15 protein-coding genes and 1 pseudogene are annotated in these 17,859 nt (G+C 71.7%); 8 read left to right on the top strand and 8 right to left on the bottom strand.

Translation table 11 applies throughout. The features are described 5' to 3' along the window. Positions 1–15: 15 nt before the first annotated feature. A complete protein-coding gene (locus tag LQ326_RS26995) occupies positions 16–1,146 on the bottom strand; it encodes an aminopeptidase P family protein (RefSeq protein WP_234540563.1) in 1,131 nt (376 codons plus the stop codon). 215 nt (positions 1,147–1,361) lie between these two features. Beyond that, complete coding sequence (locus LQ326_RS27000; protein WP_234540568.1) at positions 1,362–1,916, bottom strand: PDZ domain-containing protein; 555 nt, start codon at positions 1,914–1,916, stop codon at positions 1,362–1,364. A gap of 151 nt (positions 1,917–2,067) precedes the next feature. Here LQ326_RS27000 and LQ326_RS27005 point away from each other — a divergent pair, with 151 nt between their 5' ends. Then, positions 2,068–2,901: a hypothetical protein gene (locus LQ326_RS27005; protein WP_234540570.1), complete on the top strand. Its 834-nt coding sequence runs from the start codon at positions 2,068–2,070 to the stop codon at positions 2,899–2,901. A gap of 21 nt (positions 2,902–2,922) precedes the next feature. Here LQ326_RS27005 and cyc2 read toward each other — a convergent pair whose 3' ends face one another. Next, positions 2,923–5,118, bottom strand: coding sequence for a germacradienol/geosmin synthase Cyc2 (gene cyc2, locus LQ326_RS27010; RefSeq protein ID WP_234540576.1), 2,196 nt, complete (start codon positions 5,116–5,118; stop codon positions 2,923–2,925). A gap of 176 nt (positions 5,119–5,294) precedes the next feature. On the opposite strand from cyc2, the pseudogene LQ326_RS27015 reads away from it, so the two are divergent. Then, positions 5,295–6,599 (top strand): annotated as a pseudogene (locus tag LQ326_RS27015) (cytochrome P450). Here the strand turns inward: LQ326_RS27015 and LQ326_RS27020 are convergent. Both LQ326_RS27020 and LQ326_RS27025 read right to left on the bottom strand, forming a co-directional pair. After that, positions 6,571–7,725 carry a damage-control phosphatase ARMT1 family protein gene (locus tag LQ326_RS27020; RefSeq protein ID WP_234540584.1) on the bottom strand — a complete coding sequence of 385 codons (1,155 nt, stop codon included), beginning with the start codon at positions 7,723–7,725 and terminating at the stop codon, positions 6,571–6,573. The pseudogene LQ326_RS27015 and the gene LQ326_RS27020 sit on opposite strands and share 29 nt — an antisense overlap. 66 nt (positions 7,726–7,791) lie before the next feature. Beyond that, a complete protein-coding gene (locus LQ326_RS27025) occupies positions 7,792–8,439 on the bottom strand; it encodes a ScbR family autoregulator-binding transcription factor (protein WP_234540585.1) in 648 nt (215 codons plus the stop codon). 476 nt (positions 8,440–8,915) lie between these two features. Here LQ326_RS27025 and LQ326_RS27030 point away from each other — a divergent pair, with 476 nt between their 5' ends. Further along, positions 8,916–9,866, top strand: a complete 951-nt coding sequence (locus LQ326_RS27030; protein ID WP_234540587.1) for a lytic polysaccharide monooxygenase auxiliary activity family 9 protein — start codon at positions 8,916–8,918, stop codon at positions 9,864–9,866. Between the two features lie 17 nt (positions 9,867–9,883). Here the strand turns inward: LQ326_RS27030 and LQ326_RS27035 are convergent, their stop codons facing one another. Continuing rightward, positions 9,884–10,528 (bottom strand): Tat pathway signal sequence domain protein, encoded by a 645-nt coding sequence (locus LQ326_RS27035; RefSeq protein ID WP_234540590.1) that lies wholly within the window; start codon positions 10,526–10,528, stop codon positions 9,884–9,886. Positions 10,529–11,135: 607 nt separating this feature from the next. Between LQ326_RS27035 and LQ326_RS27040 the strand changes: the two genes are divergently transcribed. After that, positions 11,136–11,834 carry a DUF6230 family protein gene (locus tag LQ326_RS27040; protein ID WP_234540592.1) on the top strand — a complete coding sequence of 233 codons (699 nt, stop codon included), beginning with the start codon at positions 11,136–11,138 and terminating at the stop codon, positions 11,832–11,834. After that, positions 11,834–12,301 (top strand): DUF6114 domain-containing protein, encoded by a 468-nt coding sequence (locus LQ326_RS27045; RefSeq protein ID WP_234540606.1) that lies wholly within the window; start codon positions 11,834–11,836, stop codon positions 12,299–12,301. The genes LQ326_RS27040 and LQ326_RS27045 overlap by 1 nt, the downstream gene beginning before the upstream one ends. A 150-nt stretch (positions 12,302–12,451) precedes the next feature. Here LQ326_RS27045 and LQ326_RS27050 read toward each other — a convergent pair whose 3' ends face one another. Continuing rightward, positions 12,452–12,724 (bottom strand): hypothetical protein, encoded by a 273-nt coding sequence (locus LQ326_RS27050; protein WP_234540607.1) that lies wholly within the window; start codon positions 12,722–12,724, stop codon positions 12,452–12,454. A 232-nt stretch (positions 12,725–12,956) separates the two neighbouring features. Next, positions 12,957–14,273, bottom strand: coding sequence for a DNA/RNA non-specific endonuclease (locus LQ326_RS27055; protein WP_234540609.1), 1,317 nt, complete (start codon positions 14,271–14,273; stop codon positions 12,957–12,959). Between the two features lie 167 nt (positions 14,274–14,440). On the opposite strand from LQ326_RS27055, the gene LQ326_RS27060 reads away from it, so the two are divergent. The 3 genes from LQ326_RS27060 to LQ326_RS27070 are packed head-to-tail and all read left to right on the top strand — an operon-like array spanning position 14,441 to position 17,744. Continuing rightward, complete coding sequence (locus LQ326_RS27060; RefSeq protein WP_234540610.1) at positions 14,441–15,040, top strand: hypothetical protein; 600 nt, start codon at positions 14,441–14,443, stop codon at positions 15,038–15,040. Beyond that, on the top strand, positions 15,037–17,220 hold the full coding sequence (locus LQ326_RS27065) for a hypothetical protein (RefSeq protein WP_234540614.1): 2,184 nt from the start codon (positions 15,037–15,039) through the stop codon (positions 17,218–17,220). The genes LQ326_RS27060 and LQ326_RS27065 overlap by 4 nt, the downstream gene beginning before the upstream one ends. After that, the gene (locus tag LQ326_RS27070) at positions 17,217–17,744 is read left to right on the top strand and encodes a hypothetical protein (protein WP_234540616.1); all 528 of its coding nucleotides are present in this window, start codon (positions 17,217–17,219) and stop codon (positions 17,742–17,744) included. Before LQ326_RS27065 ends, LQ326_RS27070 begins: the two co-directional genes overlap by 4 nt. Positions 17,745–17,859 lie beyond the last annotated feature (115 nt).

Here is a 17,859-nt window from a genome sequence, read left to right on the forward strand (position 1 = left end):
GGCGGGCCGGGTCGGTCAGCTCACGATGACCATCTCGCGGGTGGTGTTGTTGAAACGACGGCCGCCGTCCCCGGTCACCGTGACGATGTCCTCGATCCGCACTCCGAAGCGGCCGGGCAGGTAGATGCCGGGCTCCACGGAGAAGCACATCCCGGGCACGAGCGGCTGTTCCTCACCCTCGATCATGTACGGCGGCTCGTGCGTGGTGACGCCGATGCCGTGCCCGGTGCGGTGGATGAAGAACTCGCCGTACCCGGCGTCGGTGATGACCGCGCGGGCGGCCCGGTCGACCTCCTGGCAGGCGGCGCCGGGGCGCACCGCCCGGAAGCCGGCCTCCTGGGCGGCGCGCACGATGTCGTGCACCTCGCGCTCCTCGGCGGTCGGCGGGCCCACGTGCACGGTGCGGGTGGTGTCGGAGCCGTAGCCGTCCTTGAGGCCGCCGAAGTCGAGCACGACCATGTCGCCGTCCTGGAGGACCCGGTCGCCGACCTCGTGGTGCGGGTTGGCGCCGTTCGGCCCGGAGCCGACGATGGTGAAGTCGACCTGCTCGTGGCCGAAGCGGCGCAGCAGGTCGGCGAGGTCGTGGCCGACGTCGGACTCGCGGCGGCCGGCGAAGGGAACCTTGCGGATCTCCTCGAACGTCGCGTCGGCGGCCGCGCCGGCGGCGGCGAGGAGTTCGAGTTCGGCCGGGTCCTTCACGGCGCGGAGCATGGGCAGCGCGTCGGTGAGGGAGGCGTAGGAGGTGCCGGGGAGTGTCTTCTGCAGGCCCAGCAGGTGCATGGCCCAGGCGTTGTCGCTGATACCGAACCGGCCGTCCTCGGCGAGGAGGTCCGCGGTCATGGCGTAGGGGTCCGTGCCGTCGGTCCAGTCCCGCAGGGTCAGCACGGCCGCGCCTGCGGCCTTCTCGGCGTCGGGGGCTTCCAGGGTGGGGACGACCAGCACGGGGTCCCTGCCGGGGGCCAGGACGAGCAGGGTGAGCCGTTCGGTGACCGCGGTGGGGGTGTAGCCGGTGAGCCACACCATGTCGGGGCCGGGGGCGACGAGGAGACCGGCGAGGCCGGCGTCCGCGGCGGTGCGCGCCGCGCGCGTCATGCGGGACCGGTAGTCGCCGGCGGTGAAGGGGGCGGCGGGGGTGGTGCCGGTCATCCAGGGCCTCCTTGCGCGGGTGACGGGGCTGGTTCCGCGCCTCGGCATGCATCCTGCCGGGTGCGGCGGGGCCGCGCGAGCCGGTTTGGGCAGAGCCGCCGCCGTGGGGCCCGGCGGTGTTGCCGGTTCGGGGGCGTGGCCGGTCGCGCCCACGCGGCGGAGCCGCACGTCGGTACCGCCCCGCGCCCCTCCGGGGCGCGTCCCTGCGGATGTTCTCAAGTGACGACGCCCGGCACCACGGTCAGCTGCTGGTACCCCCCGCTCGCGTGCCGCACCGTCAGCTTCGCAGCGTTCCCCGGCCGGGCGTCGGCGACCGCTCGGGCCAGGTCGGCGGCGCCGTCGATCCGGCGGGCTCCGAACTGGAGCAGGATGTCGCCGCGCACCAGCCCCGCCGAGTAGCCGGGGCCCGGTACGTGGACCCCCACCACCAGCGCGCCCGCCTTCTCGGCGTCCACCGCCTCCACGCCCAGGGCCGCGGCTGCCGTCGGCGACGGGGCGGGGGTGGCCGGGGGCGCGGGGCTCGGTGCCGTCGGCGGGGCCTGGTGCCGCAGGTCCGCCAGTCTGCTCATGCCGATCACGGTCGCGCCCACCGTGCCCAGCCCCACCCCGGACAGCACCAGGACCGTGCCGACGAACGTCACGAACAGCAGGGTGCTGATACGGCCGGCGCGGCGACGCGCGGCGCGCGGGCGCCGGGCGGGATCGGCTGGGGGGCCGTTCCGGCGGTCCTGACCTGGGATGGGCTTGGGACGCAATGCGGTCTGTTCCATGGTTCGCCTCCACCCCGAGCCCTACCCGGCGCGCGCGGGCGCGACGAGCCACGAACGAGTGAGACTGGCCCTGGGGCAGCGGCGGGAATCCTTCACCCTCACTCGTCCCGGCCGGGGGTCGTTGTCAGTGGCGGCTGTTACGTTCTGTGACATGACCGATCACTGCCTGCGGCTGCTCCGGCAGCACCGCCGTCTGGCCGAACTGGCGGCGTTTCCCTTCGGCTTCGACCTGGACCGGGCCGCCGACGGCCACGTGGAGCCGGTCCGCCTCGCCTCCGGTGGTTCTCTGGCGGCGGTGGCGGGCTGCGACACCGGCGGCACGTACTTCGTGTGCGGGGACGGCTCGTTGCTGTACGCGGACTCGGAGGGCTCGGCCGGGATCACTGGGTCGTCCGTCGACGAGGCGCTGGAGATCATGATCGGCCTGCCGGGCTGGCGCGACTGTCTGGACCTGACGCCGGCGGACGGCGAGGCGGCGATCCTCGCGCGCGTGGCCGGGATCGAGGACGAGATCCGCGAGTACCACGGCATCGACGCCGAGCGCGCCGAACTCCGCGCCGCCCTGGGCCTGCCCGACCGCTCCCCCGTCGAACTGCTCGGCATGCTGCACGCCGCCCTGCTGCGCACCGAGCCCGACTTCCTCCTGCTGAACGCGGACGAGGGCTGCGCCTACGACCTGCTCGATCCGCACCCCCGGCCGCCCCTGTGGGAGTCGGTGCGGCACGAGGTGCCCGGCGACCCGGCCGACGAGCCGCTGTCGACCTGGACCCGGCTGGCGGCCGAGCAGGGGATGACCGAGCTCGCCCGGGTGGCGCTGCTCCGCCGGCTGGACGAGATATACATGGACCAGGGCATGCTGCTCCGGCCCGGCGGCGGAAAGGACCTCGACCTGTCGCCGCTGCTCTGGCTGGCCGCGGAGTTCGAGCGGCTGGGCGACCTGCCCCAGGCCGAGCGGGCCCGGGCTCTGCACACCTCCCTCCGGTAGGAACCCGCGCGATGAGCGCCGTCAGCGGACCGGCAGCGACGGCGCGAGCGGCGGGCGGTCGGGAAGGAAGCCGTGGACCCGGCGGGCGAGGTGGTCCGCCTGGTAGCGGTCGACGCGCCGATGCCAGTTCAGGATGCCGGCCATCCAGTTCTGCAGGTCGCGCACGTAGGCGTCCATGGCCTTGCGCGCCTCGGCGGTCAGCTCGAAGTCGTCGTACACCACCGGGAGTTCACTCGCCACGACGTGTTCGAACTGCCGCATCCGCTGGGTCATCAGGTCGTGGACGACGTGGAGTGCGGTCGGGTAGTCGACGCCGAAGAAGTTCTGGACGACGAGGACGGCGTTGTGCAGCTCGCCCTCGTACTGGATCTCCTTCTGGTAGGAGAAGACGTCGTTGACGAGCATGCCGTAGTCGATGGCGGCGTTCTCCAGGGAGCGCACCGGGCCGCTGCGGTACACCTCGGGCGGGATCGCGGGGCCGCGGCCGCGGCGGGCCAGGCTCAGGGTGAGGTCGGAGCCGAAGGTGGCCCTGCGCATCTCCAGGTAGTCGACCGGGTCGGGGATGCGGTGCTGGAGCTGGTTGGACATCTCCCAGAGCCAGCTCTCGGTCATCCTGTCGACGGACTGCTTGAGGGCGAGCCGGTCCTCGGGGCTCATCCCGGTGGTGGTGCGGGCCCACAGGTCGGTCAGGCCGCGTTCCATACCGGTGGCCGGCACCGGCACGGGCTCGCCGGCGAGGGGCATGCAGGCCGAGAGGCGGGCGGTGGCGAGCCGGGCGCCGGCCAGGTCACGCCGGGTACCGAAGCAGAGGGGGTAGTAGTCGTCGGCATAGGTGCCCCAGGCCAGCCACCGGGCGCTGAGGTCGAGTTCCTCGGGGGTGGCGTCGGGGTCGAGTCCCGCGGAGCAGAGCACCAGGTCACACGCGGCCAGCCGGTCCTCGTCCCAGACGCCCTCGGACAGCATGCCGGTGCCGTGCATCCAGGCGGTCAGCCGGGGCCGGGCGGCGTCGAGGTGCGGGCTGACCTCGACCTCGTACGGCATGTGGAAGTCGGGCAGGAGGGAGGGGCCGACCTGCTGGAAAGGCACATGGGAGTAGGCGCTCAGCCTCCCCTGCCGTCTGAAGGACGTGGGGGGTGCCCCCACCGCGGCGGGCGTGGCCAGCAGGGCGCCGACGTCCGCGGCGGAGGTGCCGGGGCCGGTGAGGTGCTGCCAGGGGGAGGAGGGGACGGCGCCCTGGTTCATGTAGCGGCTGGAGCGCAGATGCCATTCGTGGCCGCCGGACTGCCAGTCCTGCAGGCCCTTGGTGTAGGCGGCGATCGCGGCGGCCTGGCCGGGGGCGAGGCCCTTCTCGGCGGCGAGGGCCGGGACTTCGGTGAGGGCGGTGTGCTCGAACTGGTGGAGGCGGGAGGTGAGGATGTCGTTGACCGTGTCGGCGGCCTCCTGGGTGGTGCAGTCGAAGAACGTCTCCAGGACCAGCACGCCGTTGCTGTTCTCGCCCTCCTCCTCGACCTCGCGCTGGTAGGAGAACAGGTCGTTGCGCAGGTGGACGGCGTCGGCGAAGGTCTCCATCAGCACCCTCAGCGGCCGCGAGCCGGCCACGGTCGCGGGCACCTCGGCCGTCGCGTACTCGACCAGCCCCGCGGACCAGGGGGCGCCGCCGACCTTGCGGCGCATCTCGATGTACTCGACGGGGTTGGCGATCCGCCCCTCGTTGATGTTGGACAGCTCCCACATCGACTCGTTCAGCAGGTTCTCGGTGGCGACCGCGAAGCGGCGCCGCCAGTCGGCCGACATCGAGGGCACGGTGCGCGCCCACAGGTCGGCGAGGCCCGCCTCGACCGGGTTCCGCGGCCGAGGCACGGGCGTCGCGGGATCGAGCGGCATGAACAGCGGGAGGCGGTCGAGATGGGCCTTGCCGGCGGCGCGGTCCTGGGTGCGCTTGTACCTGTCGAGGAAGTGGTCGTCGAAGAAGAACACCCACACGTACCAGTCGGTGATCAACGAGAGGGCCGGGCCGTCGCAGTCGGGGTGGGTGTAGCCGCACAGCAGGCCGTAGTCGTGTGCCTCCAGGTCTGCCCGGGTCCAGATCCCGGAACCCTCCAGCATGCCCATCGCGCGGGCCCACTCGGTGGAATGGGCCCGGGCCTCCTCCAGATGCGGGTTGAGCCGCGCGGGATACGGCATGTAGAAGTGCGGGAGTTCGAACGGCTGCGTCATGGCCGGGCCCTACCCGCACGTCGCGGACGCCATCCACCGCGCAACACATGATCACACCATCGCGTGAACAGCGGCCCGATCCGGGAACTCCGCCCGGCCGGCGTGGCGTTCGGCCCTCGCCTGCGCCGTCGTCAGGCCGTCTTGCCCGGTCCCGCAGCACGGGCCACCGTGGTCGCATGACCACCTCTGCCGATGGCGGTGCGGCCCCGCCCGTCCCCGATGTCTTCGATCCGCGCCGCTACGCGGCCGCCGTGCCGTACGCGGACTACCGCGTCCTGCGCGACCACCATCCGGTGGCCTGACAGCGCGAGCCGGAGGTGCTGGGATGGCCGGCGGGGCCGGGGTTCTGGGCGGTGGCACGGCATGTGGACGTGGTGCGCGTGCTCAAGGACCCGGGAACGTACTCGTCGTGTCTCGGCGCGACCCAGATCCGGGATCCTGATCCGGAGGACCTGCCGTTCATCCGGCGCATGATGCTCAACCAGGATCCGCCGGACCACGGGCGGTTGCGCCGGACGGTGAGCCGCGCCTTCACACCCGGGCGGGTCGAGCGGTTCGGGACGGTGGTACGGGAGCGGGCGCGCACCCTGTTCGCCCGGGCCCTGGAGTCGGCCCGGGCGGGGGACGGCACGGTGGACCTGGTCGCCGCCGTCACCGACGAGTACGCGCTGCTGAACCTCGCCGATCTGCTGGGGGTCCCGGAGAGCGACCGGGGACTGCTGCTGCACTGGACCCGGCGGGTGATCGGCTACCAGGACCCGGACGAGGCCGGACCCGGGATGCTCGACGGCGAGGGCCGGCCGGTGAATCCGCGGTCGCCCGCGATGCTGCGGGACATGTTCGGCTACGCCCGGCAACTCGCCGCCCACAAACGCCGCAACCCGGCCGACGACGTCATGACGGCCCTCGCCCTCCCCCAGTTCTCGGCTTCGCTCGAACCGGGAGGTGCCCCCACCGCCGAACTCGCCGACGGTGAACTGGAGATGTTCTTCTTCCTGCTGACGGTCGCGGGCAACGACACGGTGCGCTCGGCCGCCCCCGGCGGACTGCTGGCGCTGGCCGGACACCCTGAGTCGTACCGCCTGTTGCGCACCGGCGAGGCCGGAGCGGACAGTGCCGTGGAGGAGTTGCTGCGCTGGCATCCCCCGGTGCTGACCTTCCGCCGCACCGCCGCCCGGGACACCGAGCTGGGCGGGCGGCGCATCGCGAAGGGCGACAAGGTGGTCGTCCTGCACGCCTCGGCCAACCGTGACGAGCGGGCCTTCGCCGAGCCCGACCGGCTCGACCTCACCCGGACGCCGAACCCGCACGTGTCCTTCGGGGACGGACCGCACGTCTGCCTGGGCGCCCACTTCGCCCGGCTCCAGCTGCGCGCGCTCTATGCGCAGGCGCCGCCCGTCCTGAAGCCCGCCGGTCCCGCCGTGCGACTCGTCTCGAACTTCATCAACGGGCTCAAGACGCTGCCGGTCCACCTGGGTTGACCTGGATCAGGGCATGGGTGCCGGCCGTGCGCCAGTGCTCCTCGGCCGCGTCCAGGGCCGCCTCGGTGCCGGCGGAGAGCCCGGTGACCACATCGGACTTGAGGGTGCGCAGCGCGGCCACGGGGCCCGGGAACCAGGCGGTGACGTCGGCGAAGGGAGTGGTCGGCGGCCAGAGCCGGTCGCCCACCAGACGACGGTAGTTGAGGTCGCCCTTGAAGATCGTCAACGTGGCCGCGGCGAACTCGGCGCGCAGGTCGCCGGGCATCTCGGCGTACGGCAGCGGGGCACAGGAGAAGGGGTGGGCGCGCACGGTGAGGCGCCCGTCGGCCATCGCCGACCAGAGGGTACGGCCGTACCCGGCGACGGCGCCAGGGGCGGCGGTGAGCCTGCGCAGGGCGTCGAGCACGTCGGCGGTCGTGGCGTCGGAGACGTAGTACGGACCGGGCTTGACGTGCAGGACGGCGCGTCCGACGCGGCCGGTGTCCAGGAGGTGGGCGATCAGCAGCAGGTCGGGGACGAGTTCGCGGCCCGCGTTGTCGGCGACCAGGCACAGGGTGCCGCCGTGGAGCAGTGGCCACAGGGCGGCGCTGTCGTCGGCGACCAGGGCGTCGACGGCCTCGCCCGACTCGGCGGCGGAGAGCCGGAAGCCGAGGTCGGCGCGGTTGCCCCAGAGCGAGCCGTGCAGCAGGGCGCGGTCCGGGTCGTCGCCGAGGTCGTCGAGCGCGGCCAGTTCCTCGTCGGTCTCCTTGGCGTCGAGTTCGGCGAGCTTGAACGGGCGGAACGGGTCGATGCCGTGCCAGGGGCCGGGGGCGAAGTAACCGACGGCGTCCAGGAGCCGGCGGTAGAAGTAGCTCTCGGACCACAGCCACGGCACGTCGAACCAGGACCGGCCGACGTAGGTGCCCAGACCCCAGTCGCGCCAGCCGCCGGTGTCACCGGCCAGGGGTTCGATCACGCCCTCGGTGCAGTTGTGCAGCAGCGCGTCGAGGGCGCGGTGCTGTGCGGGGCCGTACGGGAAGGCGTCCCGCACCTGGCGGATGATCGCGGGGTGCCGTTCGGCCAGCACGCTGTGCGGGAAGGGGCCGGTGGTACCGAGGATCACGGGCGGTTCGGCGGAGTCGGGCATGGGCGCCACGCTATCGCGCGGGCCGCCCGGCTCCGCCGGACCGCGGAACACCTGTCACGCCGTCCGTCACGCCGTTCTGATCTCGCGCTCCAGCTGGGTGGCGAGGGTCAGATAGCGGGCGCGCCGGTGCACCGGGACCAGGCCGCGGATCATCAGGTACCACATCTCGGCGACCCTGCGCGGGAGCCGCCCCGCCGGCTCCAGGTGGCGGCCGGCGACCCGGGTCCCGACGAAGAAGCAGATCAGGGAGTGCGCGACCGCGCCGACGTCGATGTCCGGGTGGACGTCGGACTCCTTGACGGCGCCCATGAGTTTGCGGGTGGCGAACTCCAGCCACTCGGTGAACGGGTGCCTGAGCGGCGGCCGTACGGTGACGTCCGCGGTGGCGAGGCGCAGGCCGGCGCGCGGGATCGGGCCGTCGACGGCGAGCCGGGCGATCGCGAACGTGGTGCGCATCAGGGCTTCCAACGAGGAGTAGCCGCGGCTGTCCATCTCCCGCACCAACTGGCTGGAGGTACGGGACTGGAGCTCCATGATGGCGTGCGCCAGGTCCTCCTTGGCGGCGAAGTGGAAGTAGAGCGCCCCCTTGGTGACCTTCGCGTGCTCGACGATCTCGCTCAGGCTGGTGGATTCATAGCCGTGCCGGTCGAAGAGGTCGGCGGCGGCGGTGATGATCGTGGCGCGGGTCTGCTCCGCGCGTAACTGCCTCGCCATCGCCTCGACGCTCCTTCACGGCTCCACGACTTCATGACTTCACGGCTGCACTGCTTCACGGTTCCCAAACCGACGGGGCATGCGGTTTGTTTTTTACCCCGTGCACACGATAACTCACGGTGCGGCAGCGGGAGGCGACTGTGCGGAGCTTGATGACGCACTCGTGCCACTCACGCGTGCGACCACGCGAACAAGGCCCGCGGCGCGCGAACGGACGAGATCAGAACACGCGCCTCCCTTGTGCTCGCGCCGCCTTCCGGAAGCGACGCGGGCGGCCGGACGGCCATCGGTGATCACCACGATACGAGCCGGACGGTCGGTTCTCAACGACGCCTGGAAGGCCAGCAAAACGGACGAGCCGCTCGGTGCAGCACACTTCGACCGGCCCTGTGATCAACCGCACTGAACAGTGCGGCCCCGATTCCCGTACTCACCCCGGCAGTCCCCCTACCCGCGCCCGCCGAGGAGACCTCCCGATGACTCGGACGACCGCCCGCCTGAGAATCACGGCAGCCGCCGCGACGGCCCCGGTGCTGCTCCTGTCGTGGGCGGCGGGGTCCGCCCAGGCGCACGGCGCGCCCACCTATCCCGCCAGCCGGGCCTATGCCTGCTCCCCCAGCGGCGGCAGCGCCTCGACGGCGGCCTGCAAGGCGGCGACCGCGGCGAGCGGGCAGGACTTCGTCGCGTGGGACGACGTGCGGGTCGCGGGCGTCGACGGCCGGGACCGGCAGGTGATTCCGGACGGCAGGTTGTGCGGCGGCGGTCTGCCGGCGTACAAGGGGCTCGACCTGGCGCGCGCGGACTGGCCCGCGACCCAACTGGCTCCGGGCGGCCGGGTCACGATGACGTACGCCGCGACGATCGCGCACTCCGGCACGTTCAAGCTGTATCTGACCAAGCAGGGCTACGACCCGGCGAAACCGCTGACGTGGTCCGCACTGCCCGCGCAGCCCTTCGCGGAGTTCAAGGACCCGCCGCTGACGAACGGGGCGTACCACTTCGGCGCGACGCTGCCCGCCGACCGGACGGGCCGGCAGGTGCTGTACACGATCTGGCAGACCAGCAGCACGCCGGACACCTACTACTCGTGCTCCGACGTGGTGTTCACGAAGAAGGCCGCCGGGAAGAGCGCGGGGAAGGGGAAGGACGGGCGGCAGGACGGCACGGCGACGGCGAGCGCGAAGCCGCGGCCGGCCGGAACGCCGGATCCCGGCACCTCGGCGAGCGCCGCCGCCCGCGCACAGCGGACGGCGGCGGCACCCCCGGTCTCCCCAAAGACCGGGACCGCCGCCGCCGACGGCACTCCCGTGGCCTCCGACACGGACCCCGGTGCGGGCCCGTCGGCGCCACTGCTGGCGGGCGGCGCCGCCGCGGTGCTGGTGCTCACCGGCGGCGCCGCCCTGGCCTCGCGTCTGCGTCGACGCTGACGGCCTTTGTTACGAGGTCAGTTGACGAAGACGGCGGCGCCGTTGTCGGTGACCGGGGCGTACTTGGCGGTGAAGGAGCCGGCGGAGGGGCAGAGGATCGAGCCGGAGGTCTTCGTGAACGCCTGGTTGCTGAAGGCGAGGCTGTTGTCGGTGTTGGAGCTGGTGCCGGTCAGGCTGGGGGCCTGGTAGACACAGGTGACGCTGCCCAGCAGGGTCTTCAGCTTGACGGTGGTCTGGATGGCCGAGCCGCTCGGCGGGGTGACCGTGACCGAGCCGTCGGAGGCGACCGTGGTGGTGTACGGCATGTTGTCGACCGTGATGCTGGAGACGCCGGTCACACCGGTCACGTTGCTGGTGCAGCTGCCGAAGGTCTGCGCGGTGGCCGACTCGGTGGCGGTGCCGGGGGCGGCCGGGTTGTCGGTGACCGTCGCGGTGAAGGTCGAGGCCGCACAGGTGATGCCGCTGGTGCTGGTGGCGCTGGAGTAGAGGGTGGCGGTGGTGCCGCTGGCCAGCGAGGCGCTGAGGGTGTCGCCGACCGCGACGGCGGTGCCGCCGGCGCTGCCCGTGGTCAGCACGGCGCCGTCGGCGGAGGCCGGAACGGTGGCGGCGACCGAGAGGGCGACGACGGTACCGGCGAGGGCGAGGAGGGATCGCGTACGCATGCGGGTTGCCTCTTTCTTGGGGGACTTGCGTTGATTGGGGGGACTTGCGCGAAGGGGCGCGAATGCGGCGCCGGCCGTTGCCGGCTCGTCACGCCTTCTCCGTACGTGACGGGCCGGCAACAGCGGTCAGGCCGGACACCGGCCGAAAGCCTGGGGGGGTTAGGCCTCCGGCCGGGCCGGTCACAGGCGTGCGGGCACGGTCCCTGGGGGGAAGCGACCGTGCCAACGCCACTGATCGGAGCGGTGATCGAAGAGGCCGGGAAGCGGTCGACGCCGCTCGGCGGATCCGGCGCCACGGACCCGAAGGAAACAGGGAGAGTTCTAGACCTGATTGCCCGTCAACGTCAAGGCCGATCATGCGAGTTGGGCATTCGATCAAGGAAATGCATGGTCGGGACAGAACTGACGTGAATTCAACACTCTTTTTTCACAACTGTCTTGACCCTGAAAAGTAACCGCCGGTAACTTTCAGCTTGGCTACTGCCGCGTAACCAGAACGTCCTTGCTCCCGCCGGGAGTTGCGAGGAGGGGGCGCGGCAGCCGCTGTCCGCGCCAGGACAACGGGCCGCTGAAGCCCAACCCGCGTGACTAATGCATGGGAGCAGACATGGCCTCGTCCCCGGACGTTCCGTCCGCCGACAACACGCCTGAGAACCCGGGAAGCGGTTCTCTTTCAGACACATCAGAGACCACCCAGACCACCGGGGGGCAACAGAGACGGGGACGGGTCCGGGGGCGCCGGGCCGCCGTGATGGCCGTCCCGGCCACGCTGGCCGTCGCCGGCCTCGCGGTCCTGACCGCGCAGGGGGCGCTGGGGGTGACGCTCTACATCTCCGGCATGCCCTTCACGGTCACCGCCAAGTCACTCGACGGCACCGGCTTCGAGCAGTTCGGCGCGCTCGACAACATGGCCGACGGCAGCCCGAACGCCGGTGACACCGGCGGCCAGGTGCTGGTCGTCACCTCCGCGATCAAGAAGGCGACCCTGGACAGTCTGTGCCAGAGCGTCGACCTCGGCGGCACCAACCTGCTCATCAAGGCGGGCAGCGGCTCGTCGAAGGTGCAGGCGACCGATCTGACCACCGACTCAACCCTGCTGTCGGGCGACGCGTCCTTCAACAACATCGAGATCGGCAACGACGCGAGCGAGCTCACCAAGGCCGGGGTGAAGGGACCGCTGGGCGTCTTCAGCCAGCAGTCCGACACCGTGCACATCGACAACCTTCGGCAGACCAACTACAAGACCACCGCTGGGACGTTCACGCTTCCCGGCCTGAAACTCAGCTTCAGCGACACGGGTTGCTGATGTCCGGCGCAGACACTCCACATCAGGGGTGGCGGCCCGCCTTCCGCGGTTGGCGGGCCCGTCGGCCGTTTTTGGGCGGGCTGCTGCTGACCCTGGGCGGCGGGTGGATCCTGCTCACCGTCAAGGCCTCGTTGAAGGTCGTCATCCACGTCGGCGTGCAGGGGGTGGCGGGCTATCTGCTGCCGGCGGTCATGGTGCTGTGCGGCCTGCTGACCCTCTTCAGCCCCTCGCAGCGCCTCTTCTACTCGGTCCTCGGCTTGCTGTGCTCCCTGGCCAGCTGGGTCACCTCCAACCTGGGCGGCTTCTTCGTCGGCCTCATCCTCGGGGTCGTCGGCAGCTGCCTGATCTTCGGCTGGCTGCCGGACCAGGAGCCGCGGGTGAGCCGGCGCAAGCGCAGGAAGGCCGCGCGGGCTGCCGCCGCGCAGCAGGCGCAGGGCTTCGGGGGAGGTGCGGGAGAACCCGCCTGAAGCAACCGGAGGAGGCGGACCGATGAGTTCCGGTCCGCCTCTTCCGTGTGTGCGGGGGCCGGCGCGGCTGACCGGAGGACGGGCGATGTCATGTGCCGCCGGTGGCCGGGAAGCCGGGACCGGTCCGGCGCCCGGGCACATGCGCCGCGATCACTCCTGTGCCGGCACGAGGGTGTGACGCCCCGGCCAGACCGGCAGCCAGTCCGTGGCGATCTGTCCGGTGAGGGCCTGGCGCAGCCAGTCCAGCAGCGTCAGGTCCGACTCGTACCAGTCCGCCCAGTTGCGCCGGAAGGCCGCGACGGTCCAGCGACCGTCGCCCCGGTCGACCAGGAACAGCTGGTCGCCCTCGACCGTGTTCCCCCACAGCAGCATGCCGCCCTTGGTGGGAAGCACCTCCCCCGGCACGAAGGGGCTGCGCTCCATCCTCGGCCCCATCCTCGCTGCGTACGACTCAAGCGTCCGGGGGCCGCAGACGAAGATGAAGTCCGAGATCGTCGCGTCCCCGTAGGCACGGCCGAAGTCCGCGTATTCCCCGGGAAGGGCAACCCCCCATACCCTCTCCAGAGCTTCGAAGGTACCCGCTGCCCGCTGCGGGGGCGGACCGAGAACGGGGGTGAGGACATTTGCGGCTGACACGGCAACGGCCTTTCTCTGTCTACGTGCAATGGGCACCTCCCGTGGGCGTGTTCTCGATGACACACTCCAGGTCGGTGGTGCCGAAGGCGACGAAGTGCACCTCGGTCGGAATCGGCGAGGACGGATCACCGTACACGGGGGTCACCTCGATGAACTCGTGCCCGCCGCCCTGGATGGCCTTCAGGACCGGCGCCTCCGCGTAGTCGAACATGTCCTGGTTGGCGACCTGGTACATGGGGACGAAGTTCCGGGTGTCCTTGTTGGAACCACCGAACGCGTACCCGATGAGGTGCCCTCGCGCGCGGTTGTCGGACGGCAGGGTCGTCAGCCCTGGCAGGCCGAACCTCAGGTTCGGCCTCGGTGGTGGTGTGTAGTCGGACTTGTCGAGGCTGGCGAACGCCCCCGTGGCCACGCACTCACCCGCCTGCAGATGGCGCGGCAGGTAGACGATGTTGCCCTTGCTGTTGAACCCCGCCCCCGTGTCGCAGCGGTCGTCGCGCCGGCCGCTCCCGGCTCCGCCGCCCAGTCCACCACTGTCGGCCGTCGCGACGCCGGTGTCCGCCGCGGCGGACGAACTGGTCGCGTCGTGCGCCGCGGCCGCGGCCGGGTCCTCGTCCGGGGTGGTGCCGATGACCGGGGTGGTGTTGACGCCGCCGAGGTTCTGGTTCTTGGGGCGGGTCGGGATGCCGTGGGCGCCGCAGTCGTCGTCCGCCGAGGCGGCCAGGGCGAGGCCGAAGAGGAGTTCCTCGGCGCTGGCGGAGGCGAGTTCCTCCCAGATGACGTCGCCGACCGCCTCCAGGCCCTCGGCGGCGGCCCCGCCACTCGCGGAGCTCGCGGCGCCGTAGCCGTAGGTCAGCGCCCCTCCGGCGGCGACTCCGTAGTACAGGGACGAGTAGTTGCTCCCGGACGAGCCGTGCGAGCCGTAGGAACCGTACGAGTTGCCGTAGGAGACGCTGTCCGAGCCCGAACCGCGGCCGCCCGAGTGACCTGACGGCTGCCAGTTCATGGCGTCGTTGAACTCGTTCTCGAACTGCCGCTCCTGGTCGGCGATCTGCTGCTGCAGGGCCCGTTCGTCGGCCTCGTTGCGGGCCACCTCCCGGGCGTGCTCGCGCTCCCATGCCTTGTGCTGGTCCTGGGAGTACTTCTCCATCCGGTCCCAGGCGCCCGCCTGCCACTGCTTGAGCCAGGCCTGCTGCGCCTCGTACGCCTCCTCCTGGGCCTTGATGTCGTCGCTGGTGCAGGCGTCGTGGCCGGAGGTGTCCGTGGCGTCGAGCGGATCGTCGTTGCCGTACGCGTACGGGTTGGCGTTGACGGCGGGGGTGGGCGGGTTGCTCACCGTGTCGGCGCTGGTGAAGTCGCCGTTGGCCGGGTTGTACCAGCGGGCGGCGGCGTTGACGTAACGCCCTGGACGGGGCGATCAGGCGCTGGCAGCAGCAGGTCCGCGCCGGCGGCGCGGACCTGCCCGCCCGGGTACACGCCCAGGCGCTGCGCCACAGCGCGCAGGTGCACCACGGCCGGGCGCGCAACAACACCCAGGCCACCCACGAGCGGGACTACCAGCTGCGGGATGAGGGCGTCCGGGCTGCTTCGCGTGGCGCGGTGGAACTCGGGCTGGCCCAGGCTCTGGCCTCCGCCCGGCAGACGGTCGCCATGCGCCTGGTCGAAGGGGTCGACGCCGAGGGCGAGGTGAGTGCCGACCTGGTGGCCAAGGACGCTGGGATCGACGTGGAAGTGGCGCGCCGCATCGTGGCCGGCCGGCTGCGCACCCCGGTCGCCTCGTGCGCGGACTTCCTCAACTCCGACCACAGCACGGCCGGAATGCCGTGCGCGGTGTCGTTCCTGCTGTGCTTCGCCTGCCGCAACGCCGTGGCCACCGGCCGCGACCTGCCCCGCATCGCCTACCTGCACCAGGCACTGGAGTCCCTGCGGTCGGCCGTGACCCCGGCGGTGTGGGCCGCGGACTGGGCGAGACACCACGCGCGAATCGGCGACTTCCTGATCACCTACACCACCACCGACGCGCGGCCCCAACTGGTCGCCGCCGTGGTCGACAGCGAGCGGGAGCTGATCCACGCGATGCTGGAACGGAGGCTCGACCCGTGAGTGTGTCCTCGCCCGTCCCCGCCGGCCCGGAAGTGATCGACCCTACCCCGGACACCTTCGTCCTCCCCTTCAACCGGCTGCGGCCTGGCTTCGACTCGGAGCAGCTGCCGCGGTTCCGTGATCTGGCCTGGCGCCTGGCGCTGATCTGCCCCAAGGAGTCGAACCGTTCGCTGGTCATCGACTGGAGCCGCTGTCCCGCCGGGCTGCGGCCCGGCGTGATGCGCGCGGCCTTCGCCGAGCTGAACATCCCGACCCCGGCGGTGCTGCTCCAGCAGCGGGCCTCGCGCTCCACCACGCAACCGGGCACGCTGCGTTACTACTTCCAGATCTGGATCCGCTTCGCCGTCTGGCTCGATGGACGCGGCATCACCGAGCTCTCCCAGGTCACCACCGGTGACCTGGAGTCCTACGCCGAGTACCTGCGCGCCCTCTGCCGCCGGTGGCGCACCGACGCCAAGGTCCTATGGGTGATCTCGCGGCTGTGGGCCTACGCCCCCTACCTGCCCGAGCGCGACCGACTAGTCATGCCGCCGTGGGAGGACCCGGCCGCGGTCTTGTCCGACTTCCTCGGCACCAACGACGACACCCCCAATGGTGAGAACAACGTCACGATCGTGCACCCGGCCGTCATGGCCCCGCTGCTGGTGTGGGCGCTGCGCACGGTCCTGGACCTGTCCCCGGACATCCTGGCGGTTGCTAGGGAGCACCGCCGGCTGCTCGCCGCCATCCCCGGCCGAGCCGCACCCGGCGGCACCGAGGCAGTGGTGGCACATCTGCGTGGCCTGCTCGCGGCCGGCGAGAAGCTGCCCTCCAGCGGTGCGTCCGGCGCCACCGCCGTGCGCGCCCGCTACGGCGGTGCATTGCCGCCGATGGCCAACACCTTTCTGGCTGGCACCCTCGGCGTCACCACCTCCCAAGCCGCCCGCGCCCGAGGCATCCTGTCCGACGAGCTCACCCCGGCCACCTTCGGCCCCGCCCCAGCCCTCGACGTTCCGCTCGCCGCCCGGATCGGTGCCGTCCCGTGGCGGCAGTCGATCGGATTCGACGACGTGGACAGCCTGATGCTGCACCTGTCCACCGCTGCCCTGATCTGCTGCGCCTACCTTTCCGGCATGCGGCCCGAGGAGGTCCTGGCCCTGCGCCGCGGCTGCTGCACCCGCGTGCAGCGCGAGGACGGCACCGTACGGTACGAGGTCCGCGGCCGACACTTCAAGGGGGTGCTGGACGAGGACGGCAACGCGATCGGAGAAGGAGAGGAGCGAGCGGACCCGTGGATCGTGCTGGAGCCCGTCGCACGCGCCATCGCCGTCGTCGAGGAACTCGAAGCCGGCGAGCAGCTGTTCACCCGCACCCTCTACCGGTACGCCAAGGGCACCTGCATGCCCCGCACCGGCCTGTCCTCCGACACCGCCGTGGAACGGATCCGGGCCTTCACCACCTGGGCCAACCAGCTCGCCACCGCCCACAACCGGCCCCACGAGCTGATCCCGCCCGATCCCGACGGCGCCGTCGCCCTGCGCCGCTTTCGCCGCACCATCGCCTGGTTCATCTACCGCCAGCCCGGCGGCCGGATCGCGCTCGCGGTGCAGTACGGCCACGCGGCCACCACCATGTCGGAGTCCTACGCCGGCCGCTCGAAAGCCGACATGCTCGAGGTTCTGGACCAGGAGAAGGGCCTGGCCCTGGCCGAGACCCTCACCGAGGCCGGCGAACGAATCGACGCCGGCGAGAAGGTCAGCGGCCCGGCCGCCCACCGCTACCGCGCCGCCGCCGAGTTCTCCGCCCGCTACGCCGGCACCTACCTCGGCAAACGTGAACTGCGCGCGCTGGTCGCCAACCCCCGCCTCCAAGTCCATGAGGACCCCAAGGCGTTCCTGACCTGCAACCATGACGCGTTCACCGCGCTGTGCAACCCCGAACGCGACCGGGCGGGCCACGGCGGCCGCAGCACCCCCGACCACTCCCGCTGCCACCCGGCATGCGCGAACATCAGCCGCACCGACAGCCAGATCGCCGCTCTGCGGGCCGAGGTCGCGCGGATCGAAGCGGACGCCATTGCCGGCCTCGACCCCTACCCCATCGCCGCCCGCGAACAGCAGCGCAAGGACCACCTCACCGCCCTCATCCGGCGCCACGAGGCCCAGCAACCAGCCGACACCGACGACGAGAAGCGCCGATGAACACCCCCACCGCGACCGCCCCCGGCCCGCGCGACGGCGCGGCGCTGGCCCAGCTCGTCGGCGAGGCCTTCACCCACGCCCAAGGCCACGCCGACACCGACGACGCCACAGAGGTGAGGGCCATCACCGACGCCATGGTGCGCCTGCTGATCGGAGCCCTGCTGCACTCCGACGGCAAGCTGACCATCGTCTCCCTGGCCACCGAAGCCGGCCTGCGCCGCAACAAGCTCACCCACAAGCACACCGGCCTCAAAGACCTGTTCTACGCCCTGGTCAAGGCCCGCACTCCCGTCCCCGAGACGCCGCCCGACGCGGCGAGGGCCCGCGCGGTCAAGCAGCAGCAGGACCTGGCCCGCGTCCGCGCCGAACGCGACGATCTGCGCGGACAGGCACAGCTCCTGGCCCGGATCGTCCAAGTTCTGGAGATCGAGAAGCACCAGCTCAAGCAGACCACCAGGGACCTGGAGAGGCAGCTGGCCGACCGCGCGGGAGTACCGGACCTCACCCGGCGCCGCCGGTCGTGAGAGACCGGCCTTGACCTTCGAGCCGGGTCGACGGTCTACCGTCGGCGGCGTGACGACCGATCGCAGCTCGCCGAACGCTCCAACGTTCCGGCCACGATGGTTGTGGTGCAGCTGC

Source organism: Streptomyces shenzhenensis, from assembly GCF_021462265.1.
GTDB classification, from domain to species: Bacteria; Actinomycetota; Actinomycetes; order Streptomycetales; family Streptomycetaceae; genus Streptomyces; species Streptomyces shenzhenensis.